This is a genomic window from Vibrio barjaei, from assembly GCF_001639065.2.
GTDB classification, from domain to species: domain Bacteria; phylum Pseudomonadota; class Gammaproteobacteria; order Enterobacterales; family Vibrionaceae; genus Vibrio; species Vibrio barjaei.
In genome coordinates this window covers 1-21,833 of the sequence record NZ_LQXO02000045.1, presented here as the reverse complement: position 1 = coordinate 21,833, position 21,833 = coordinate 1, and the positions used below count along the sequence as shown (strand labels likewise).

The 21,833-nt window shown below is 45.3% G+C and carries 18 protein-coding genes; 5 read left to right on the top strand and 13 right to left on the bottom strand.

All coding sequences use genetic code 11. The annotated features are described in order from the left end of the window. Nucleotides 1-345: 345 nt before the first annotated feature. Both AWH66_RS19590 and AWH66_RS19585 read left to right on the top strand, forming a co-directional pair. Complete coding sequence (locus tag AWH66_RS19590; protein WP_063604154.1) at nt 346-2,694, top strand: S8 family serine peptidase; 2,349 nt, start codon at nt 346-348, stop codon at nt 2,692-2,694. Nucleotides 2,695-2,703: 9 nt separating this feature from the next. Next, nucleotides 2,704-3,054, top strand: coding sequence for a hypothetical protein (locus AWH66_RS19585; RefSeq protein WP_063604155.1), 351 nt, complete (start codon nt 2,704-2,706; stop codon nt 3,052-3,054). 161 nt (nt 3,055-3,215) lie between these two features. On the opposite strand, the gene AWH66_RS19580 is transcribed toward AWH66_RS19585, so the two are convergent. Genes AWH66_RS19580 through AWH66_RS19545 form a run of 8 tightly spaced genes read right to left on the bottom strand, consistent with a single transcriptional unit; the run spans nt 3,216 to nt 13,292 of the window. Continuing rightward, nucleotides 3,216-4,358, bottom strand: a complete 1,143-nt coding sequence (locus AWH66_RS19580) for a PrpF domain-containing protein (RefSeq protein WP_063604156.1) — start codon at nt 4,356-4,358, stop codon at nt 3,216-3,218. Nucleotide 4,359: 1 nt separating this feature from the next. Beyond that, on the bottom strand, nt 4,360-5,562 hold the full coding sequence (locus tag AWH66_RS19575) for an MFS transporter (protein ID WP_063604157.1): 1,203 nt from the start codon (nt 5,560-5,562) through the stop codon (nt 4,360-4,362). Continuing rightward, entirely contained in the window at nt 5,549-6,829 is a 1,281-nt protein-coding gene (locus AWH66_RS19570) for an ATP-grasp domain-containing protein (protein WP_063604158.1), read from the bottom strand. Before AWH66_RS19570 ends, AWH66_RS19575 begins: the two co-directional genes overlap by 14 nt. Before the next feature lie 13 nt (nt 6,830-6,842). Next, nucleotides 6,843-8,102 carry an ATP-grasp domain-containing protein gene (locus tag AWH66_RS19565; RefSeq protein ID WP_063604159.1) on the bottom strand — a complete coding sequence of 420 codons (1,260 nt, stop codon included), beginning with the start codon at nt 8,100-8,102 and terminating at the stop codon, nt 6,843-6,845. Between the two features lie 10 nt (nt 8,103-8,112). Continuing rightward, a complete protein-coding gene (locus tag AWH66_RS19560; protein WP_063604160.1) occupies nt 8,113-9,051 on the bottom strand; it encodes an alpha/beta hydrolase in 939 nt (312 codons plus the stop codon). 10 nt (nt 9,052-9,061) lie between these two features. Beyond that, the gene (locus AWH66_RS19555) at nt 9,062-10,747 is read right to left on the bottom strand and encodes an asparagine synthetase B family protein (protein WP_063604161.1); all 1,686 of its coding nucleotides are present in this window, start codon (nt 10,745-10,747) and stop codon (nt 9,062-9,064) included. A gap of 3 nt (nt 10,748-10,750) precedes the next feature. Further along, a complete protein-coding gene (locus AWH66_RS25490; RefSeq protein WP_167360974.1) occupies nt 10,751-12,511 on the bottom strand; it encodes a hypothetical protein in 1,761 nt (586 codons plus the stop codon). 4 nt (nt 12,512-12,515) lie between these two features. Continuing rightward, a complete protein-coding gene (locus AWH66_RS19545) occupies nt 12,516-13,292 on the bottom strand; it encodes a class I SAM-dependent methyltransferase (protein WP_063604162.1) in 777 nt (258 codons plus the stop codon). A 320-nt stretch (nt 13,293-13,612) separates the two neighbouring features. Between AWH66_RS19545 and AWH66_RS19540 the strand changes: the two genes are divergently transcribed. Further along, nucleotides 13,613-14,632: a TauD/TfdA family dioxygenase gene (locus tag AWH66_RS19540; protein WP_063604163.1), complete on the top strand. Its 1,020-nt coding sequence runs from the start codon at nt 13,613-13,615 to the stop codon at nt 14,630-14,632. A gap of 66 nt (nt 14,633-14,698) precedes the next feature. Here the strand turns inward: AWH66_RS19540 and AWH66_RS19535 are convergent, their stop codons facing one another. The 3 genes from AWH66_RS19535 to AWH66_RS19525 all read right to left on the bottom strand — a co-directional run bounded on the left by AWH66_RS19535 (nt 14,699) and on the right by AWH66_RS19525 (nt 17,136). Continuing rightward, nucleotides 14,699-15,094, bottom strand: coding sequence for a PaaI family thioesterase (locus AWH66_RS19535; RefSeq protein ID WP_063604164.1), 396 nt, complete (start codon nt 15,092-15,094; stop codon nt 14,699-14,701). 285 nt (nt 15,095-15,379) lie between these two features. Beyond that, nucleotides 15,380-16,009: a LysE family translocator gene (locus tag AWH66_RS19530; RefSeq protein WP_063604165.1), complete on the bottom strand. Its 630-nt coding sequence runs from the start codon at nt 16,007-16,009 to the stop codon at nt 15,380-15,382. A 518-nt stretch (nt 16,010-16,527) separates the two neighbouring features. Then, on the bottom strand, nt 16,528-17,136 hold the full coding sequence (locus AWH66_RS19525; protein ID WP_063604166.1) for a LysE family translocator: 609 nt from the start codon (nt 17,134-17,136) through the stop codon (nt 16,528-16,530). 166 nt (nt 17,137-17,302) lie between these two features. Here AWH66_RS19525 and AWH66_RS19520 point away from each other — a divergent pair, with 166 nt between their 5' ends. Continuing rightward, the gene (locus AWH66_RS19520; protein WP_063604167.1) at nt 17,303-18,661 is read left to right on the top strand and encodes an aminotransferase-like domain-containing protein; all 1,359 of its coding nucleotides are present in this window, start codon (nt 17,303-17,305) and stop codon (nt 18,659-18,661) included. Between the two features lie 139 nt (nt 18,662-18,800). Here the strand turns inward: AWH66_RS19520 and AWH66_RS19515 are convergent, their stop codons facing one another. Further along, nucleotides 18,801-19,292 (bottom strand): VOC family protein, encoded by a 492-nt coding sequence (locus AWH66_RS19515; protein WP_006069926.1) that lies wholly within the window; start codon nt 19,290-19,292, stop codon nt 18,801-18,803. Between the two features lie 262 nt (nt 19,293-19,554). Here AWH66_RS19515 and AWH66_RS19510 point away from each other — a divergent pair, with 262 nt between their 5' ends. Next, the gene (locus AWH66_RS19510; RefSeq protein ID WP_063604168.1) at nt 19,555-19,848 is read left to right on the top strand and encodes a hypothetical protein; all 294 of its coding nucleotides are present in this window, start codon (nt 19,555-19,557) and stop codon (nt 19,846-19,848) included. Nucleotides 19,849-20,083: 235 nt separating this feature from the next. On the opposite strand, the gene AWH66_RS19505 is transcribed toward AWH66_RS19510, so the two are convergent. Continuing rightward, nucleotides 20,084-21,409: a DUF3644 domain-containing protein gene (locus tag AWH66_RS19505; RefSeq protein WP_063604169.1), complete on the bottom strand. Its 1,326-nt coding sequence runs from the start codon at nt 21,407-21,409 to the stop codon at nt 20,084-20,086. Nucleotides 21,410-21,833 lie beyond the last annotated feature (424 nt).

Sequence of the window (21,833 nt, the reverse complement as noted above, 5' to 3'; positions counted from 1 at the left end):
TTAATTGTTATTTCTTCGCTTTGTTATTTAAGAGAAATTTTCCGTTTTTTACGATTAACTCTTAATTAACGCTTCACTTGTTATCTTGAAAAGTGTCATAAAGTAGCTTTAAATCAACGATTTAAACTTCAAATTTATCAATTAAATTTTTAGAGCATATACTCTTGTTGAGTGTTCACTCTTCAGGTTTATTTAGTGATTTGAAGTACAAAAAACAATCAATAGTAAACCTTATTATTTGCAAGTTGGTGACAACGCCTTATAGCTAAATAGTTCATAAATGGTCACCGAGGTGATGGTTCGTGAATAAAAATAATAAAAAATGGCTAGATAAGGAAAGATTACATGCACAACACAAAAGGGGTGTTTACCCTGTCATCACTAACCTTGGTTCTACTTGGTGCCTCTATAGCGAATGCTTCTCAGATAGCACCATTCAACGAAGCTGATTTTCCAGCTAAGTACATTATTAAGTTTAAAGAAGAGGTTTCTAGAGATGCCTTCTCTGCGGACGGTACAGAGCCAAGTTTGAATCAGCTGCCAGAGAATGTTCTCCAAGCTGCCCAAGCGAGTGCGGTGGAGAAGATCAGCGCTGAGCAGATTTACAGCATAGAGATCAACGATGCTGAGCTTTCAAAGTTAAGAAGTCATGCACAAGTAGAGTATGTGGAAGTTGACCCTCCCCGTTTTTTGCTAAGCGAAACAACGCCGTGGGGATACAACGCCGTTAATGCGCAGTTGCTGAGTGATAGTAATGCTGGCAATCGAACCGTTTGCATTATCGACTCGGGCTACGACGTTAGCCATAACGATCTGAGTGGAAATCGCGTTCGTGGTACCAATGACAGTGGGACGGGTTCTTGGAGTGAGCCGGGATATAACAACGCTCACGGCACACATGTTGCGGGAACCATTGCTGCCATTGCAAATGGTGAAGGTGTGAAAGGAGTCATGCCAAACCAGCAGGTGAATCTACATGTTGTTAAGGTGTTCAACGAATCGGGGTGGGGCTATTCATCAAGCTTGGTGAAAGCAATTCAAACCTGTGCAGAGAATGGTGCCGATGTTGTGAACATGAGTTTAGGTGGTAGCCAAGCCAGCCGCACTGAGCAAAATGCCTTGCAGTCATTATACGATCAAGGCGTATTGCTCATCGCAGCTGCAGGTAACGATGGGAATACTGCGCATAGCTATCCAGCGTCATACGAGGCGGTAATGTCTGTGGCCGCCGTTGATAACAACGACGATCACGCGACTTTCTCTCAGGCAACAGACCAAGTAGAAATTTCTGCACCGGGTGTCGCGGTGCTGTCCACGGTAACCGTAGGAGAAGGGGTATTAAGTGACATTGTATTCAATGGCGTTAGTCAATTTAAGCGTGGTGTGGTATCGCACAACCGTAAGTCAAAAACTTCAGGCCGTTATTTATCGGACCCGATCGCAGGAACTTTTAGCGGAGAGTTAGCGCAATGTGATGTGTCGTCTGGCGACTATCGCTGTGGCGACCTTACCGACAAAGTGTGTTTGACTGAGCGCATCGAGAATCAACGCTCTGGTGTTCGCCCTGAGATAAATGCCGTCAAAGCCTGTTATAACGCAGGTGCTAGGGCTGCTATTGTCTACAGCAATAGTGAACTGCCAGGTTTGCAGAACCCGTTTGTATTGGATGACAACGACCAATATCGCTTGATTTCGGTAACTGTAAATAGGGAACTCGGGCTAGAGCTTGCCGCTCAACAAGGCCAAACCGTCACCGTCTCCACGTCAAAAGGGCAAGACTACGAGTATTACAATGGAACCTCCATGGCCACGCCACATGTTGCTGGTGTGGCAGGGCTAGTGTGGAGCTATCATCCAAACTGCAGCGCGTCACAAGTTCGCCAAGCATTAACCGCAAGTGCCAGGGATATCGATGTTGCTGGCAGAGACAATAGAACCGGTTATGGCCTAGTCGATGCTGATGCGGCAAAGCGCTATCTTGATCAAGGTTGTAATGGTCCGGATGGTGGGCAGGGAGAAACGGTTTTAGCTAACGGTATTGCCAAAGGGCCGCTCCTAGGAAGTGCTCAATCGAGTCGTCTGTTCACATTTGATGTACCCGCTGATGCAACTCAGCTCAGTTTCTCATTAGCAGGCGGCAGCGGTGATGCTGATCTTTATGTGAGTTTTGAGCAAGAGCCGACGAATCGTCGTTATGATTGTCGTTCATGGGAATCTGGAAATAATGAACGCTGCACGATAAATGACGTTTCAGCAGGCACATATCATGTATTGGTTAAGGGCTACTCGGCGTATTCTGGTGTGATGCTCACCGCCTCTCATAATGGTGCAGAGAGCGGCACTCAAGCACCATCCACTTACACTAACAACAGCGCGGTCGAGATCCCTGATAACAATACTACCGGAGCAACCAGCCAAATAGAGGTCTTACGCTCTGGTGATTCTGGAAGCGTTGAGGTCACCGTAGACATTAGCCATAGTTATATCGGAGATCTCAAACTGACATTGGTCTCACCCACCAATAGTGAAAAAGTACTGTATGAAAATAGTGGGGGCTCTGCTAGCGACATCAAGACCAGCTATTCTTTAGACTTTTCTGGCGTTGAATCTAAAGGGAACTGGACGCTTAAAGCGGTAGATAGCGCTCGCCAAGATACTGGAACAATCAACAGTTGGACACTGTCATTTCAGTAAGGAGTGGTTATGAAGAACACCATACCTTCTCATTTTCAATGGCTAACTTGGTTCATCGGATTTGCTCTTGTACTTAGCATGACAGCAAGCTACGCGGGCAACCCGGCCTTTCCACCAATAGATGAGAGACTAGTGGACATGGCAGAGCAGCCAACCCGATTTTACGTGAAGTACACTCAGGGAGCGGAGCAACAGGTGAGGGAGTTATTAACGTCTCATCAATTAGAAGTAGTCGAGGTATTGGAGAATCAGAGGGTGTTTGTTGTCTCTGGTGAGCAGGAGAAAGCTGATTCCTTGTCTAATAGTGCTTTGGTTGAGTACGTGGAGCCTGAGCCAACGCGGAAGCTGTATTCTCAGTAATTCAATGCTCTATTTTGAGATACTGAGTAGTCGATAACGAAAATGCCTTAGCTTTATAATTTCGCTAAGGCATTTTTCATCTCGCTTCCTCGCGGGGTGCGGCGATAAACTTGATAGCGTTGAGGTTTACAGAAATTCAGTATTCAAATTTAGATTTGCCTTTAGTCCAAATAGGCGACCCCTGTCATCAAAATACGCGCCGTGCGCCCCAGTTGAGCTTGGGAAATGTAGTGCATTCCTTCAATTTCGCTCACACTGACCTCAATTGACATTTTCCCTCCCGGATGACCCAGTGATATTTGCTGCTGGTGTTGGTCATTAACCTTCTGTTTTAATTTTGAGAAAGGGACGGTGTGTTTGATACAAGCGGCTACGGCGGTACCTACCGCTCCTGTCCCCGGATAAGCTTTGGAGAACTGTCCACGTGAATAGGAACGAACCAATAGGTCAATGTCTCCTCGAGGAATTGACAGGCCATTGTCGGTGTAATAACCGTGGGCATTATCAACAATATGGACTAACGGATTCATGTTACGCGATAAGTTCACTTTCAACTCTGCAGCAGAGAAAAATCCTAACTCTAATGCCACTTTTGCTCGAATGTTGTCTAGATGTTTAAGTAACCCTCGGTCAGATTGTAATGTATCAAGAGAGTCAGATGGTCGGACGCACAGATCACTAGCGTGGACAAATATATGCAAATTTGCCATATCGACCACGGTGACCTCTAGCTCGCCAAGCCTAGGGATATTCAGGTAAGTGCGTCGCTCCCCATAGGGAAACAAACCTCGATTTAAGCAGGAGCCAGAAAAGTCTTTAAAATCAAGGTCTATTTTAGGTCCCTGTCCCGGAACCCCGCCAATTGAAAAATCACCAACTTTATTCGGTACACCATTAGTTTCTGGAACGGTGGCGACAATAACTCGGCCAGTATTGTTCTGTTCTATACGTATCGTTCGACAACCTCCAGACACAGTTCCTAGGCCTTGATTGGCCGCGTAAAGTGCCGCCCCTGCGCTTATATTGCCGCAATTCGATTGCCAGTCCAAAGTTGGGTGCTCTGTTCCTACCTGACCAAACAAGTACGATACATCGCAGTCCGCTCGCTTTGAAGGGCCTATGATTGCCACTTTGCTAGTGAGTTTATCGGCACCACCAAGCCCATCGATTTGTCTTCGATCTGGCGTGCCAAAGAGACGCAAAATCATAGCATCCCTTTCGGGTCCTACGGGCGGCACTTCGGATTGGTCAATAAATAGACCTTTTGAAGACCCCCCACGTATGATTTGAGTTATGACTTCCATATCAATCCTTAGGTTTGTTTTGAATATCGCTCAAAGAGAGGTTTTGGCGTGTCAGCAACCAAGCAAACGCGTATATCGTCATTGAGCTTGTGACGGACAGTAATAAGACTTGATTCATGCTTAACCACTCTGCAAGCACAGCGACTACACTGCCAGAAATAGGGATGGTGCATAAAATGATCGCGACCATGGCGCCAAGAACCTGGCCTAAGTTTTCAGATGGGATATGCTTGATACGTTCAGTTCGCAGGTACAGTACAAACAGCGACCGCAGGATAGTGAAGCCAGTGTAGAGTAAGCAAAAGCCAACGAAACTGGGTGATAACCCCATCCAAAACACGAACAAAGACGAAATTGCCAGCGACAAATTACCTACCCAAACCAGATTCCATTGCATTACCCAGCGCGTGAGAAGTGCCATAAAAATAATGACACATAATGCACTTACCCCATTTAAATAGCCGACGACATCTGGTCCTTGCCCGTATTGAGTAAGAATAAGCCCTGGTAGGAGGGCATAGAGTGCTCCTTCGATGAAGTTGCTCCCCATGCTCAAGACCGTTAAACGTAACAGTGGTTTTGATGCCCATATACAGCGGAAACTGTGGAATACGCCTGATGGTGAGTCGGGCTTGGCAGTGTTCTGTTGTTTGGGGAAGCGGATCAGTGTCATGGAAGAAGCTAGCGTAAATAATGCGGTGCACACCAGCATAACGCCCTCAATGCTTCCCCATGCCAGTAGTAACCCTCCCAATGCAGGGCCGGCTACTCGGGTGGAGTTTTCGATGACCTGAAGCCAACTTTGGTTTCGAGCTAATTGCTCCTTATCCAACTGGGTAGCAACTGAGTACTCAAGTACAAGGAAAGAGTAACCACTCAGTAGTGACAACAAACCTGCCATTAACATTAGTAAAACAGGTTGGTTGATCCAGATAAGGCTGCATGCTCCAGCAGCACGAACGACGTCAATGAGGACGTACTGGGTACGGAGTTTCCAACGGTCAATCATCCCCCCAAGTAAAGGTAAGAATATTATGCGCGGCAACCATTGGACGACGACCGCCATGCCTGACCAAGCAATATCACCGGTGATCATATAGATGGAGACAGGGATTGCTAGCAGCGCGATTTGATCGGCCAATAGCCCTAGACTTCGGATTGCGAGAAACCACTGAAAGGTGCGATTAAAATTATCCAATCCCATGTGTTGTAGGACCTTCTATTTCGCAATGTTGATTAAACCATGCTCGGCCTTCATCGATGATTCGACAAGCGTGTTGCTCATCGTCAGCAATGAAGACAAAACTGGCAATGCTCTCTGTCGCTGCTTGAGGTGCTTGTAAGGTGCAGCCAGCAGAAATATTGAGGTTATAATCCACGACTTCGGGTAAATCGCACTCGCTCGGTACATATTTGACCAAACCAGGTTTGGGCGAGATTAATGCCCAGCCCGTAACAGGACGTTTAGGTGAGTTGATTTCAAGTTGCTCTAATAAAACATCGGTTTCAAGACCACACTCTTGTCTCGCCCAAAGCTCATTGAGATTGCAGCTCAACGCTATCTCTAGTGCATCACCAATGCGAGCGCCCCCTGTGCGACTAGCAATTTCACACAAGACCAAACGATCATCGGGTGTATGGAAGACCTCGGCATGAAAAGTGGTTGTTTCTGGGGTTGGTAGTGCATCAAGTACCAATTGGACAAACTCTTGCAGCCGTGCCGTTAGAGGGTTGTCTTTCGTTAAGGTATAGCTTGCCGTTGCTTCGCCTTCATTGTTTTTAAAATCGAGCGATTCAGTGTGATAACAAGAGGGAACGATGGTGTATGACTTTCCTTGCACAACGATTCCATCAACATGATAGGTGGGCCCATCGACGAATTGCTCTACCATCAGATTGGACTCAATGTCCAGACTTGGCGTAAAGCCTTGTACGATGAATTGTGCCATTTCAGTTTGGTCGCTCAACATTGTCACGCCAAAAGACCCTGCACCGTTCTGCGGCTTAACAATGATAGGGAAGCCATGTTGCTGAGTGAAGTCGATTAGAGTATGAACATTCTGTACTTCAGCAAAGGGTGCTATAGGAAGCCCTGCGTGTTGTAACGCCTTTTTCATATCTATCTTATTGCGGAAATGGCGCGCACTATCTTCGTCCTGACCCGGAATACCGAGGTAGGCACGCAATCGGGCTGCTCGTTCGATATCAAACTCAGCTTGGGCGACGATCGCTCGAATGGTATGGTGTTTCGCGATATCTAACACGGCTAATTCTACTTCCCCACTCGTGTCGTAATGCTCTATCGCTCGTACTGAATGATAAATGTGTCTCGGAAGTATCTCCAAGCTTTCTGAAAATGCGTTGAGCTTCTCTTGGGAGACGAGTAGAAAAATCGGCTCTTGGCTGTCTTTTAACCATTCATGGTAAGGGGATGAGGTGAGGGCTGCTCGATGTAAAATCACTATTGCCATCTTTTGACTCCTACTATTTGTTCTTAACAACCAAGTTTGAATAAAACCATTGATGCACCTCTTGAAGACGTTGCATCACAGATTCGCAGTCTTCACCGGTGACAACGACCGACGCAACGTGCTCCCCAGGGTTGCCTGTTGTATCAAAGTGATCGCCTACTGAGGCGGCAATTCGATAGTCATAAACGTCATCGAGTGGACAGGTCTCGGGAATAGAGGCAATGATGCCTCGCTTAGGTCTTAGCATGAGGTAGCCCGACATTCGTTCGGGGTGGCGTTGCGCGTTCTGTCCGGAGGGAAATTCTCCTATTCCGCCTGTCATCGCTTTTGTCCACTCTCGGTTCAACCACACGCCAAAGCTTGCTTTGATGAGATCGTTGATGCGAAACCCACCCGTTCGGGCAGCAATCTCGTTGACGATAAGGCGGCCATCTCGGGTACGAAAGACTTCGGCATGAAAAGTAGTGTTCGACACCTGAGGGAGCGCGCTTAATGTCTTTTGGATGAGCGCTTGCAGTGGTTTACGCATAGGATCATCTGGTGATAGGAGAAGGCCACCAAAGAGACCTTTTCCACCATCGCTGACGGAGACATCACCGATGTATTGCGATGGCCAGTTGAGCTTTATCTGATGATTTTCAATGAGGCCATCAATATGGTACTCGGTGTCAAAGTCGACCCATTGTTCGGCGAGAAGGTGCTTCTGTGTTTCTATACTGTTACCAAAGCCTGAATGAGCAAACTCACGCAGTTGTTGCTCATTGCGCAAAACGCTCAGCCCCATCGACGCTGCTAAGAGGCGGGGCTTGACCACGATTGGGTATCCCACCTGTTCTACAAAACGCAATAGGTCGATGACATTATTGACCGAACAAAAGGGCGTTACCGGCACTCCGTGTTCCTTGAGCGTTTGCTTCATTAACAGCTTATCGCGGTAATACAGCGCCTGCTGTTCTGTTGTGCCACCTAAACCAAGACGATCTCGCAGTCGTCCTGCTCTGATCTGATCCCACTCAGACATAGCGACGATGCCAGTGAAAGGTTCCTGATGATGTTGCTTCAAGACCGCTAGCTCAAGCTCATCAGAGGTATCATAGTTGTTGAACTCTCTAATTGACGCATACTGTGTGTCTGCTAGTACTTGTTGGTCTGGTGGCAAATCACGCTTGCCGGGCGCGGTGTAGTAATGGAGAGAGTGGTCGGGCAGGTGTGCTAACCATTCATGATAAGCAGAGAAAGACATGGCTGACCGATTCAAAATTAAAATAGACATAATGAGTTCCTTAGACGTCCAATTTGTGCTGAAAACATTGTTGGCTGAAGCTTTTCAACTCATTGACTAATGTTTGCCGGGCGTGACTGTATTGAACATTGTGATCGGCGTGAGCAATGATCCGGTATTGCTTTATAGGGCAGGCTAGTGCGGCGAAATAATCGCTAATGTCGTTAGACTGCGCGACAAAGTCGTGTTCACCATGAATGACGAGTGTTGGCACATTAATCTCTTCTGGAGAGTGCAACGGCATGTTGTACAGCGACTCGGTAAGTCCCGTCGTTGGGCTCGTTGGGTCGAGACGCAAAGCAAAGTCGATAAATCGGTTTTTCACTTCAGATTCAAATGTGTGAGGGGTTTTAAAATCCGCGCCTGCATGTTGTTGAGTGTTAATACGACGAGGTGATGTAGGTTTAGGTAACGACTTAACGAAATCGACTTGACCCGTGCCGCCCCAGAGTGCGCCCCAGTAGACTAATCCTGACAAATTCTCTCCGTGACGCCCTGCGTAGCGACTAGCCACTTGGCCCCCCCATGACCAGCCGATGAGCACGGGCTTATGTCCTGTTAGTTGACGGAGATAGCGCACGGCTTCTCCGACTTGTTCGACGTAATCGTCTATGGTTTCCTTGAACGATGAAGTCGACGTGGGGGAGAAACCGTAACCAGAAAAATCCAGGCACCAACACCCTAGCGACTGACTTAGCTTCAAGAGTAATGAATACTCGTCTGCGGCGGCCCCCGATATTGAGAGATGAAAGACACTCGCTGATGAATAAGTAACACCGTGAAGACATAGGACTTGCGGTCCCGTCATCGATCCGCTTTGAAGTAAACTTAGCGTCGTGTCTCTCCAAGGTATCTCATAACGCTGTATACCAAGGTTTCGCATTTGCTGTTCAACTTTGGTGAGATAGTGACTATCCGCCCTTTGTGACAAATCGTGCATCACTCCTCCTTCAACGTTGAACACTGTTGAGCCAAAAGGCCAAGCTAAGCAAAGGAACCGCTATTGACGCGGCTCCTGAATCCCCAGCCTTCAGTCCCAGACAAACTTCAGTGATTCCGTCTCTGCGGATCCCAAACTCTGAAAGCGCCTTACGCGAGTCCATCAAGATGTCCGTTGCCCATGGTCGTAGCACTCCGCATAACCAATCGTGTACGGGTGCACGAAACGCTCGTTTGACTTGCCAGGGCCCCGACTTTGCCATCAATTCGGGGTAGGCTTGTCTTAGCAATACCTTTCCTTGACTTGAGCAGAGGTTAGCTTGAGGTGGAAATGACATTGCCAGGTGAGGCACACCGCCATGGAGAAATGGAGTTCGGCCCTCGATAGAACGTGACATCAAGATTTGGTCTGCACGATGTAGAAGTGGCCCCAAGCTCAAATCAAGCTCTGCTTCGCGCACCCGTTCGAGCTCGGAGCGCCCAGAAATGTGAGGATAGGCATTGTGTAGTTGAGCCTTTAGCGCTGCGACTTGAGGTGTGCCAAGTAGACGAGTTAAATAGTGCTCCTTCTGTGCAGAGCACATATGGGTCACTAGAGGGTCTGCCGAATCAAGATCCAAAGATTGGTAGCTCTGGTAGCCCATGAATAGCTCATCGGCACCTTCGCCAAGTAGCAGAACGACGATGCCTTGTTGTTGAGCGGCATCTGCTAATCCCATGTAAAGCGGAACGGAAGACATTGCGGTCGGTTCCCCTAGAATGTGCGATGCAGCCTCAAGACCTGTTGCGAAATCGCTAGGGGTAACAGTGACACAGTGATGCTGCCACGTAGATACAACCTTGGAAAACCCGCGCATCGAGCTAAGATTTTGAATTCCATCATCTCCACCTTCGACACGTATACTGACAGTCTTAAGATCTTCCACCCCCATTTGTGCAAGCTCATAGGCCAAAATAGTGGAATCGAGCCCTCCACTGATAGCGAGACCTAAAGGTTGATCGGAGACCAAGGTTCGTTGTAGTGAACTCGATATAGCACTACGCAATTGTTGTGCAGAGATAGGTGGCGCATTTGGTGATTGGCGTCGAATAGGATGTTTGTTGACGACTTCACCTGAATGTATCGTTACAGAATGCCCGCGCTCTAGTTGCGTGACACCTTTGACCAAGCCTTGCTGATGTAGGGTTTTCCCAAACGCTAAAAATTGTTGGACACCTTTGGTCGCAATGTCCACAGGGGCAGAGCAATAGAGAGGACTTGGGTGGGACGCCGCCAAAATGCCGATGTCGGTTTCACGCATCCACAAAGGTTTAATACCGAAAGGATCACGTTGAAGGGTTAATTGTCCATCGGGATGAGATAGACAGGCCAGGGCGTACATGCCATCGAGGTCATTGTGACAAGCGTCAGTGAGCGCACTTACTTCACCTTTACCGCCCGATGGAACTTGACCATTATGCCAATAGATTTCACCATTGTAGGCTGCGGTCAATTGAGGTGATAAGCGGATGGGTTCAGCTTCGGTCTGATCTGCGCGGACTCTAAGTCGCACCATCCCAACGCCCGAATTGTCGCTGAGCATATATCCATTACCATCAGGGCCTCGCATGTGTTGATGTCGATTGATTGTGTTGATGAGGTCAAAGGCGAGATCTTCTCGCCCTTTTTTTAGACTAACGGCTGCAATTCCACACATGGCTTACACCGATTTTAAGCTGTACATGACAGTGTCTTGTGCATCAGGAAAATTGCACTGGTGTTCAACGTTGATCTGAGAACCATCGTCGAGTATCACGCCTTCGATCAGATGCTTAAGTGAACTATCGGAGAAACGCGTTTCCATTCCACGACTTTGGTACCATCGTAACAGCACATCTCGATCAATCTGTCCGTGAGGAAGAAGAGACTCTTCCAAAATATCACCGGCTTTTGAGAAATCGATGGTTTGGGTATCTTCGCAATAGAAACGTTCTAGTACTTGGCGTCTTTTACCCAACTCAATCATCTTTTCATCCATGGCATAAAGCCCAAGCTTAACTGAAGCGCGAACTTCCCCTTGCATTGCCAGCGCTACCATGTTTTTCAGAGCTTTTTTAGCTTCCTGCGTGGTAAATCGATTCACTAAACGATCGTTAAGCACATAGTCGTAATAGCTGATTAATTCCCTGTCTAAAGGGGCCGTAATATCTAATACTCGGATGGGAGGGGCATTAGGTGAGAGGGCCTCTTTTAGAGAGTCGCACATGCCTTTTGAAAAATCGTAGACCGTGACATTCACATCCATTGCCATCAGATGCTCGATCAGATCTTTGGTCGATGCACCAATGACGGCCACTTTATCCCCGGGCTTTATTCCGGCGGTAAAGAGTTCAAGTTCCGATTCACTGGGCTTAGCAGATTGGCGTCCTTTTTCCCAAAATAACCCTCCTACAATATCCCAACCGACGGTCTTATCGTTGATTACTGTATCTGTCACTATGTTACTCCTTATACGCTGTTTAGAAATTTTGCAGGCTTGACCAAATTGCACTGGGTCAGTCCACTGATAGCTGTCGGGATCGCGCTTCACTGCTTTTACATGCAATCTAGCGGTATGTGTGAATGCGTGCTCCCCGAAAATAGGGGTGGCAGGATGAAGCGCGTGTCCGCTGCATGTCGCGACGTACTTTGACAGCTCGTGTAAGTACTTTCCTTGGTTCGCATCGAGGGTACGTTCTCCTCGGTGATGCAAGTTGACGGCAAATATTCCGTGATCGGTAATGCCGCAACGCTCACCCAATCCGTTGGTGGACACGGAAATCCAGTCAACACCAGACTCTACGGCTTGAAGAGCGTTAGCCATCGCTAAACCGCGGTCATCGTGGAAATGCCCTTCCAGCTCAATATCGGGGAATTCATGGCGTAATGCCCTGATAAATAGCCGAGTTTGTTTCGGGTCTAGTAAGCCAACGCTGTCCGCAAAGCAGAGTCGTTGTGCACCAGCTTCAACCGCTGTCCGGTATGAGGCGAGTAAGCGTTCGATCGGTGTCCGGCTCGCGTCCTCAATGGTGTAGCGCACTAGCAGCCCTTGTTGTCTCGCATGATGAACCGACGCAGCAATCTTCTCGAGCAGTGATGGAAAACTGCTGCCTGAGACCCGCGTTCGTTCGGTAATTGGGTTAACCCCAAGAAAAATACCCACCCAGGAGGCCCCTGAACGTGCGACGGCATTGATATCATCAGGATGTGCACGTGCATGTGACAAAATGGGAACTCCTAAATCCATTCCAACGACTGCGCTGACATGAGCCATTGCTTCCTTAGAAATCAGTGGGTGCCCGACTTCGAGCATTTCGGCACCTGCTTTCACCAAATGTTGAGCAATCTCGCACACTTGTTGCGTGGAAAAGTGAACATCTGGGGCTTGAAAGCCTTCTCTTAATGTTGTGTCGATTAATCTTGGGAAGTGCTTTAATGCCACGATCTTAACTCCACGTTTTACGCGCTATTAGAGACCAAACACGGTGGGGGATCTGCAAAGGTTCGTCTGGAAAACGAGAGGCCAGTGTCGCTTGATGTTCCTTATCAAAATTATGCACTTGTAAAGGGGAAAGGCTGGCTGATATACCAGCACTTGCTCGGATTCGACCACACCAACGTTCGTGGGAGTAAGGAACGTCTAAATCAAAGCTGAACGTTTCTAAATGTTGAAACCCTTCTGTTGATAAATCGGACAGCCAGCGTGGGTAGAGCCCAGAGCCTCCTCCCATAGACCAATTTGAGTTATGCTTGAGGATTAAGGACTCTGTCAGCTCAACCATGTTGCCAACTATAGGTAGCCAATCAAAATGACAAATGACCAAGGCTCCGCCCGGTTTCAAAACTCGATGGCATTCACGAGCAACTAGCTCGGCGTTAAACCAGTGCCAGCATTGGCCTGCTGAGATGACATCCATTGAGCAGTCTGCGAACGGCAATGCTTCCGCATTACCAAGGTGGTAATCGACTTCCACTCCTACTAATCGATCGAGTAACTTTGCTTGCTCAATTAATTCAGAAGCAACATCCAGCGCACTGACTCGTGAACCTTGCAATGCAAATTGACGAGCTAATGTTCCGGTCCCTGTCCCGATATCTAGAATCGATTGGCCCGATAGCCCGATCGCGTATGATTGCAATCGAGAAAGCAGTGTCCGAGGGAAGCCTTCACGATGCTGAGCATAGTCACTGGCCGTCTTACCGAAATCTATATTGTCTGCCACTTGTTATCCCTTTTCTGTAAAAACTGAAAAAACTATTTTTTACAGATAACAGAATTAATAATAAATGCTATACGAAAAATGCTTAAAAATAGTAATAAATAGCAAAGTTTGATCACTGTTGTTTTTATTAAAGTTTCTACATTTTAGGAATAAAAATTATACACATTGAGGGTTGTTTTAAGCTGTGTCTATTAATTCGTCGAAAACTAGAATGATGGGTGTAATAATTATGAGACTTTAGTCTAATTCCTAGGTTGGTATTTTAGTGATAAGTGTATTTAAAGAGATGTATTGTTATTAACTGGCTTTGGGGTGGATAGGTGGTTCTAGCAAATGGATTGAATTGGAAAGGTTTTGAACTTGTTAATAGTAAAGATTGGGTTTTTGATTTAAATAAAAATACGGATATAAGTTACCTGTTTAAAAAGCACAAAAAATATATTGATAGTGTCTTGAAAAATCGGGGTTTTATATTGATTAGAGGTGTTCCTGTTAAGGAACTAGGTATAGATAAATGTCGAAATGAACTGTTGAATATTGGCTTCTTATTTGGGGCGCCAGTATCACAAAGTAAGAAGTTTGACTTCATTGGGCACGTTACAGATAAACAGAGTGATATTTCTCGGCCAAATCAACGGGGTTATGAAAGTCGCGCGGCGTTGCCATTTCATTCTGATCGTTGTGACTTGTTGTCGTTGTTGTGTATCCATCCTGCCCGCCGAGGCGGAGAAACGCGTTTGGTGAGTGCAGTGTCCGCGTTTGGGCAATTGCAACGCTCCCATCCTAATCTGGCCAGCCTTCTTACCCAGCCATTTCCATTTGATAGGCGGGATGACATAGGAGGTGGCGAGCGAGGTTGGACGATGTTGGCCCCATTTTCGTGTTTAAATGCAACTTTCGTTTCACGCTACGTTCGGCGATTCATCGAAAGCTCTCAACGCTTTTCCGACGCACCACGTCTAACGAAACAACAAATTGAGGCGATGAATGCATTAGACCGTTACTTAGAGGAAAAAGGCCAATCATTAGATCTCTCTCTTGAGTCTGGTGATTTACTGTTGATCGACAACCATCGTTTGCTACATGCGCGTTCTGAATATACCGATGTAGCGAGTTCCTCTGAGGACAAAAGGTTGCTGCTTCGCCTATGGCTGGCCTATGAGGACAGTCCTACGCTGCCAATAGCTCATCAAGAAACCTATGGCAGAGTGGAGGGCGGTGTATACCGAGGAGGAGTTTGGCCAGACGGTTTCCCACTTTCGAATGTGCCTGCCGATATGGATGACGCAAGAACCGCGATTGAGCAACAACTTCGGGGTCGTTTTCTTGAAGAGATGTAGAATTTTAAAACCGCCTTCGCTAAGCAACAGTCTTGATTAGCTGCACGAGGTCTTGGTTGAAGGTGGCTACATAAACTTCGCTTCAGCCTTTGAATAACACTCACCATCCACATAAATACCACTCTTTAAAACATACAAACCTCGTTTGCTTTTCAGGCAATGAGCTTGTACCTCAATTAACGTGTTAAGAGGTATTGGTTTGATAAAGCGAACATCAAGTTGGGCTGTCATGGCACAAACGTCGCGAGAGAAAAGACAGTGGGTCATGGCGGCATCATGTAGAGCGCTGATTGCACCACCCTGCATGACATCTTGGTAGCCTTGCACATTCTCCATGGGCACGATTTGAGCCTTTACTCCACCATCTAACGTAGGAATGAACTCAAGAGTTGTATGTGGGTTGAAAAAAGGCTGGCAGCAAATGGCACATTGCTGGTGGTTGATAGGATGATGAATAGACATAACGTACCTTCAGGTTAATGGACTCCTTAAGTTTTGCCAGAGATAGTATAAACATAACTAGCATATGCCAATAATTAGTTGTGAGAAATTAGTGTTCATATAACAAGGGTGACAGGTGTTTTTCTGATTGGCAGAGAACCTCCTCAAGGAAACAAGTGGTATGTTTATCATCAACAGACATGCGTTTGACGTTTTTCTACCCCACTTTCTCTCCTTCATTTATGAAGCGAAAGTGGGGTAGAACTCCTAACTTTATCGAGTAAAATTTCAAGTAAGTTATTGATTTTAAAGTCTGGTTCTTGCTAGGCTTGCCGCAAAACTAATAAACAACCCACCACTTACATAGTTTAAGTATTTAGCTGTTTTAGATGACGTTAATAAAGATCTCATCTTTGACGCAAATAAGATGACAATAATGAACCAGCTAGCCACAACAAATGCATGAATAGACCCCAACACTATACTTTGAGTAACAATGTTCTCTGGTGAGGTAAATTGTGGGAATATTGATAAGTAGAACAAGATTATTTTAGGATTAAGTAGATTGGTAAATAATCCCTTATAAAAGCTATTTGCAAGTGTGGTATTTATGGTTGGTGTATCCGTGTTCAACATCGGTTTAGACAGGCTTAAACCTTTTCTTATGTTGTTCACCCCAAGCCAAAGCAAATAACCGGCACCTAACCATTTCAACGCGCTAAAGGCCATGTAAGAATGGGAGATGATCAGGCTTAGCCCTTTTGCAGTGACAAAAGCATGGATTAGAAAGCCGCAACTAATACCTAGTATGTTTACAAAGGCGAGTCGCTTTCCCTCGGTTAGCGAAGTGTACAAAATCAGAAGCGCATTTGGACCCGGTATTACAGCCAATAAAAATACAATGCCAGCAAAGGCGATAATAGTATGAATAGTCATTTTTAAACTCCAATAAAATATCTTGACGCACAGAGCAGCGCCTTAAGTAACTAAAATTACTGATATTTTATGAAAGTGGTGGGCAGCGAGTACAACCACACTTAATGACTAAGCACATTTTCGAGTTCCTATATGTAATGAGAATCCTTCAACGTAGTACGAAAACTATACGCTCATGATATTGATAGTTCAATTACTAATTAGGCGGTTAAGACAGGTGTTGAGAATGCGGCGATCTTAGTTTGTAGCGTAGAGCTAGCGTTCTGAGAGTTAAGGAAGTTTAACGTTATCTTGGTCCTCAGACATGTGCGTTCTCCTAACAACATAGGGCTTCAACAAGACAAGCTTCTCCGAAACTTAGTGGAGGCCCAGTGCTTACTTCGACCCCTTTCGGTGTTACTTACCAGTATGTGCCAAGTCCAAATATTGTCATTCCTGCGAAGGCAAGAATCTATAGACGAGCCTACTGAATCACATGCACCATCTTTTTAGAAATACAAAATTCAAATCTTCGTTACTCAGATAGAGTGCTCCAACACTGGCAACAACGATATAAACGTTATCGCGGCTAGGCTGATATTAAACATGCGCTGTTTTAAGGCGGTATTGAGATAAACTCGGATTTTTTGACCAACCCAAACCCAAGTGATATTGGCAAACAGTCCGAATGTCGTAAATACCAAGGTAATCAGTGCCACAGAGAGCCAATAGCTGGAGGGTAGGCTATAGCTTGTTACCAAAGCGAGTGATGCCATCCAGGCTTTCATATTACCCAGTTGAAATAACGTAGCCTGAGTCATATTGATTGGTTTGCTCTTGGTGGGTTTTCCGGAGAAAGGGTTGGTACATAACAGCTTTATCATCAACCAAAACATATAAGCCAGACCAAGGTATTTTATTGCTAGATACCAACTAGGGTGAGTCGTAAGAGCGACACCTACGCCACATGCACAGAGCAGGATCAGCCCGGCTACACCAATACGAATACCAATCAGATGTCGCCATGATTTCCGGATACCAAATTGTGCCCCTGAATTGGCGAGCAATAAATTGTTCGGTCCCGGGGTGATGGCGGTAACAAATGCGAATAAACTCATGGCCGGCATTAAGTCCCATAATGTCGTCATTTCCTTTCTTCTCCTCTTAAACAAGTACAGACAGCCCAAGAGTAAAGGTGCTCAGAGAGATAGACCTACAGTTAATGCGTCATGGTGACAATTCTTTGGTTTCATTTTCCTCAGGCCTTATTTATCCTGATTACAAGAAACAATTGTACCCCTTTGGAGAGAGACAATGTTAGTCCCTGATATATCGGGTCGTTCCGGACCTAAGTTTATGGCACTGGCTGACGCGATTGCTGAGGTGATAGAAAGTGGTGAACTAGAGCCGGATACTAAATTGCTACCCCAGCGTATTTTGTCGTATCGACTGGGTGTGACAGTTGGAACGGTGACAAGAGCTTATCATGAGCTCGAGCGAAGGGGATTAACGGAGCCTAAAGTCGGAAGCGGTACTTATGTTCGGAACAGAGAAACTGAACTGAACCACTTTTATCATCCGGTATTGGAAGAAAAAGGTATTGATTTGGCACGCTGTCGACCTTTTCTTTTGTCGCAGCCTAAGCTTCTTGCTGATGCATTGAAGGCGCTATCTCACGAAGAAATCGCGCAAGCAGCGGTACTGGATTATTACTCCGCTGATGGTATTCATGGTCATAGCGAGACCCTTCGACAATGGCTGATGACCAAATTCAATATCGATATTGATGCCCGACGAGTGGTGTGGACACATGGGGGGCAACACGGAATATCGTTGATTATTCAAGCACTAAGCCGTCCCCATGATACTATTCTTGCTGAAGGGTTGTGTTATCCTGAATTCATCCACGCATGTCAACAAGCCGAACGAAAGCTAGTGCCAGCAAAAGTCGATGAGCATGGATTAGATCCGGAAGATTTAGCTTTGCACTGTAAGAGACATCGTCCCAAACTACTTTATCTAACTCCGGGAGTTCAAAACCCGACCGGAGCCCAGTTATCGGACAGTCGAAGACTGAAAATCATTGAAATATGCCGTCGTTACAATGTGCTAATTATTGAGGACGATGTGCTCTACTGCCCACCGTCTCATCGAAAGAGTCCGTTAGTTGCTATCGCTCCGGATATTACCTTATACGTAGGGAGCTTTTCTAAGTACTTTGCGGGTGGGTTGCGACTGGGCTTTATCATTCTGCCATTGTCCTTCAAGGACTTAATGCAACGTGCGCTACGAGCCAGTTGTATGTATGTTAGCCCACTCATCATCGATCTGGTGTGTCGCTGGCTAACCAGCGGTGCAATGCAAGCTGTGGATGAAGAGATCGCTATGGAACTCAATGCACGTCATCGGGTCTGGAAGACGGTATTTCCCAAAATCCAGATTGGCGTGCCTGGTTACAATGTTTGGCTACCTTTGCCTGAACCGCTAACAGGGTATCATTTTAACCAATCATTGCTGAAATATGGGGTTAGAGTGAGAGAAGCAGAAATGTTTGCTGTGGGTCGTTATGAAGTTCCGGCAGCGGTGAGGATATCCCTGGCGGGTCCATCAAGTCGTCCACAATTGCAATCAGCTTTAGAGATTGTAAGAGAGCAAATTGCACGGCTCACTTAAACTTTATCGTTTGTGTTGTTTGCGTCAGCAAGAGCCTCACTAATTCACTTTCTTCGAGATTCATTGAGGCAATAAAACAAAAATGCCCACGAGACAAATATCTAGTGGGCACAAGAATTATTCAATTAGCAATTTAGAGTTACTCGTAATCAGAAGCGTAAGTGTCTTCGTAAGAGTGAGAGTAGAACTCAAATAAGTTACCAAACGGGTCTTCTAGGTAAACCATTTGCGCTTGCTTAGAATCATCTTCTGGGTGGTAACGGTGAATATCCATGCGCACTTTACCGCCAAACTCTTCTACACGTTTGATTGCAGATTCAAACTGCTCTTTTGGCAATTGTAGACAGAAGTGGAAGATACCTAGACGAGAAAAGTCAACGTTATGACGTTCTTCACGGTCAACCATTTCGAACAGCTCTACACCGATACCGTCATTAGTTACTAGGTGAGCAATGTTGAAGCCTTTGAAGCCTTCACCAAATACTGCAATACACATACGACCGATTGCACTTTCGCGCTCTTCGATTACTTTAGTGTTGTTCATTACAACGCGAAGGCCTAGCGCTTTAGTGTAGAACTCTACCGCTTTGTCCATATCGCCAACCATGATACCAACGTGATTCATTTTCATAACTTTCTCCAAAAACTGATTTGATTATTCGTTTCGTGTTTCGTTTCGATGTGGAGAAGTATAAGTATGACTGGTAGTATTTAAAAGTTATCAATAATTATAAAAATGATAACATAACGTTATTAAATGCAGTTGCCCTTTATGAGTTTGATGTGGGTATACTCCAACCTCAACTCCTGTTGTTTGACCTACTTTCCAAACATTGGGAGTGCCAAGTATGCGGTCATATTTATTTATCCATTACAAATAGGAAATTTTCTCCATGCGTAAATCAGATAAGAAAGTTGAAAATTTAATTAGAGACATACTGACCGAAGTATGTGAAGGGACGCTAAAAAGCTACGATGGTTTTCTTTGGGTGACTCATACTGTTAAATTCGATTCTTTTCCACAGAGCTTAAAAATCGTATGCGTATTCGAAACGAATCAAGATAGAGCAAACTTTTTAATGGGAGAAGGTCAGCTGCATGTCTCAACAACTATCTATGAGGCGTTTAGTAAGGTTGGGGTGCAACTAAAGAACGTAAGTAAGCAAATTAGTTACGATATACGGTAAAGTGCCCAAATCCAGTCATTCCTGCGAAGGCAGGAATCTACCATCGGCGTCCTCTGAGTCAGATGAGCCACCTCTAGCTTACTTTTGCCCCATTCGTTGTTAGCACTAACGCCATTGTCAAATTGCGTGACACTTAGTCGGGTTACTTTTTCTAATGCAAGTAGTCGGCCTAAAAATTAGAGGGAGATTAATAATCTGGCTCCTAGCCAAAACCAAAAGAGCCATATCGAAAATATTAAGCAAGAGCAGCCTGTTTATTTCTTTTCTTCTTAGCTTGAGATTTTGCTTGCTTGATAAAATTATCCTTCGTCGTAACTTGCCTAACGAGCTCATCAACCGCATCTTGGGAATAAATATGTGTGTTAGATATCTTTTGATAGTGGTGGTGCTTGTTACAAGTTGCTTTCCAGTTCAGCTTTGAGACTGCCGCTTGGAAGCAATGACTATTTATTGTTGGCTTTCCCTTTTTGTCTCGAGCTACTAAGCACTTTTCTAGTTTTGCCATATCGTAGTTAGCATGAAGGGTCTTATTAATGGCATCAATAGCAGTCTTTTGAGTGAAAGTATGAGTTTTCTCTGGATCTACTTGCTTCTCAACTACAAGAGCTTTTTTCAACTGCTCCAAGTCCTGAGCTTTACCGTTAGCCGCAGCAAGTATTATCTGACTGTCTTTCTCATCACGAGCATACACAAGTGATACGTTAATCGGTATAGCGAACTCAATATCATCTTCTTTCTCGATTTCATCTTGCACCGTTTGAGCTAGTTCGAGCATATCTTCCGCTGCCTTACCATACAATGATCGCAACACTGGCTCTGGTGGCATCTTAAAATCACCAACTAGTGATATCATTCCAGCATGCTGAGAGCGCATAAATGGTACTTCTGCAAACTCCTGAAACTTTGATGAATAATTCAGCACACCAGATTGGAATATGCGAGAAGCCAACCCTTGGAGCTCAGGCATAAGTAGATGAACAGCACCATCACGCCAATCAGCTATACGAGAGATATTCTTTCTTACATTGTCATTTTCTTTGAACAATTTATCCAAGCATTGCCTCAAAGATATTGTTTTCTTTACGCCTTGCTTATTCGCTTTCTCGAATACCGCTTCTTCACCATCTCGCTCAATGATTATTGCTTTCAGAAGCTGCTCCCAAGCAGTTGAGTACATCATTACAAATCCATCTAACTTGTTTTCAAGTGACGGTCTGTTGTAAAGCTCTAATGCAAGCATCATGTTATCTTTGGACTTTTTGAGCAGGGCTTTAGCTAAGTTAGATTTACATTTATGACCTAGCTCTTGATAGTGCTTACTTTGAGATAAACGCTTTTTGAACTCGATAAAACTTACATCTAGTACATTGATTGCTTCGTATGTATTAACTCCAATCTCTGCTAAGAATTGAGTTATCTGACCCTTCCCGTAGTAAGATTTGAATGTACTTGGCTTCCAGCCTACATGCGCGATAAGCTCTTCTTTGGTGAAAGTTGAACTCTCTGTTTGATGCTTCTGCAAGAATTGGTACAGCAATAACTGCATTTCGACTTTAGCCATCTGATTTCCAATAATTTATTCATCTTGTTGTGCTGCATTTTATTGTATAACACCAAGATGATCAGAGAGTGGCATCAAATAATTGAATACCCCTAAACAATTTGAATTGACCAGTCTTCTGTGCAAAGTTTTTGTGCTTCAGTTTGGAGAGCATTCTAAAAATGCCACTTGAGCTATACCTCTCCTCATCCGATCCTACCAATTTAGCAAAAGTGCTAGCCGAAAAATGTCTAAAGAACTGCTGGCTCTGGCTCTAAGAGGTATAAATATAAAAGGGACACACACTATATCGAACCCAGAGGTATAAAAGGGACACACACTATATCGAACCCTATCGAATAAGATGCAAAGCTAACAACGAGAGGTAGACTTACTCTCACAAGCACAATAAATGATGAGTGTTAAGTCTTCTCGGAATGTCATT

Coding starts and splice junctions, on each gene's coding strand:
- AWH66_RS19590 (WP_063604154.1), top strand. CDS start 346: ATGCACAACACAAAAGGGGTGTTTACCCTGTCATCACTAACCTTGGTT.
- AWH66_RS19585 (WP_063604155.1), top strand. CDS start 2,704: ATGAAGAACACCATACCTTCTCATTTTCAATGGCTAACTTGGTTCATC.
- AWH66_RS19580 (WP_063604156.1), bottom strand. CDS start 4,358: ATGGAAGTCATAACTCAAATCATACGTGGGGGGTCTTCAAAAGGTCTA.
- AWH66_RS19575 (WP_063604157.1), bottom strand. CDS start 5,562: ATGGGATTGGATAATTTTAATCGCACCTTTCAGTGGTTTCTCGCAATC.
- AWH66_RS19570 (WP_063604158.1), bottom strand. CDS start 6,829: ATGGCAATAGTGATTTTACATCGAGCAGCCCTCACCTCATCCCCTTAC.
- AWH66_RS19565 (WP_063604159.1), bottom strand. CDS start 8,102: ATGTCTATTTTAATTTTGAATCGGTCAGCCATGTCTTTCTCTGCTTAT.
- AWH66_RS19560 (WP_063604160.1), bottom strand. CDS start 9,051: ATGCACGATTTGTCACAAAGGGCGGATAGTCACTATCTCACCAAAGTT.
- AWH66_RS19555 (WP_063604161.1), bottom strand. CDS start 10,747: ATGTGTGGAATTGCAGCCGTTAGTCTAAAAAAAGGGCGAGAAGATCTC.
- AWH66_RS19535 (WP_063604164.1), bottom strand. CDS start 15,094: ATGTCTATTCATCATCCTATCAACCACCAGCAATGTGCCATTTGCTGC.
- AWH66_RS19530 (WP_063604165.1), bottom strand. CDS start 16,009: ATGACTATTCATACTATTATCGCCTTTGCTGGCATTGTATTTTTATTG.
- AWH66_RS19525 (WP_063604166.1), bottom strand. CDS start 17,136: ATGACGACATTATGGGACTTAATGCCGGCCATGAGTTTATTCGCATTT.
- AWH66_RS19520 (WP_063604167.1), top strand. CDS start 17,303: ATGTTAGTCCCTGATATATCGGGTCGTTCCGGACCTAAGTTTATGGCA.
- AWH66_RS19515 (WP_006069926.1), bottom strand. CDS start 19,292: ATGAAAATGAATCACGTTGGTATCATGGTTGGCGATATGGACAAAGCG.
- AWH66_RS19510 (WP_063604168.1), top strand. CDS start 19,555: ATGCGTAAATCAGATAAGAAAGTTGAAAATTTAATTAGAGACATACTG.
- AWH66_RS19505 (WP_063604169.1), bottom strand. CDS start 21,409: ATGGCTAAAGTCGAAATGCAGTTATTGCTGTACCAATTCTTGCAGAAG.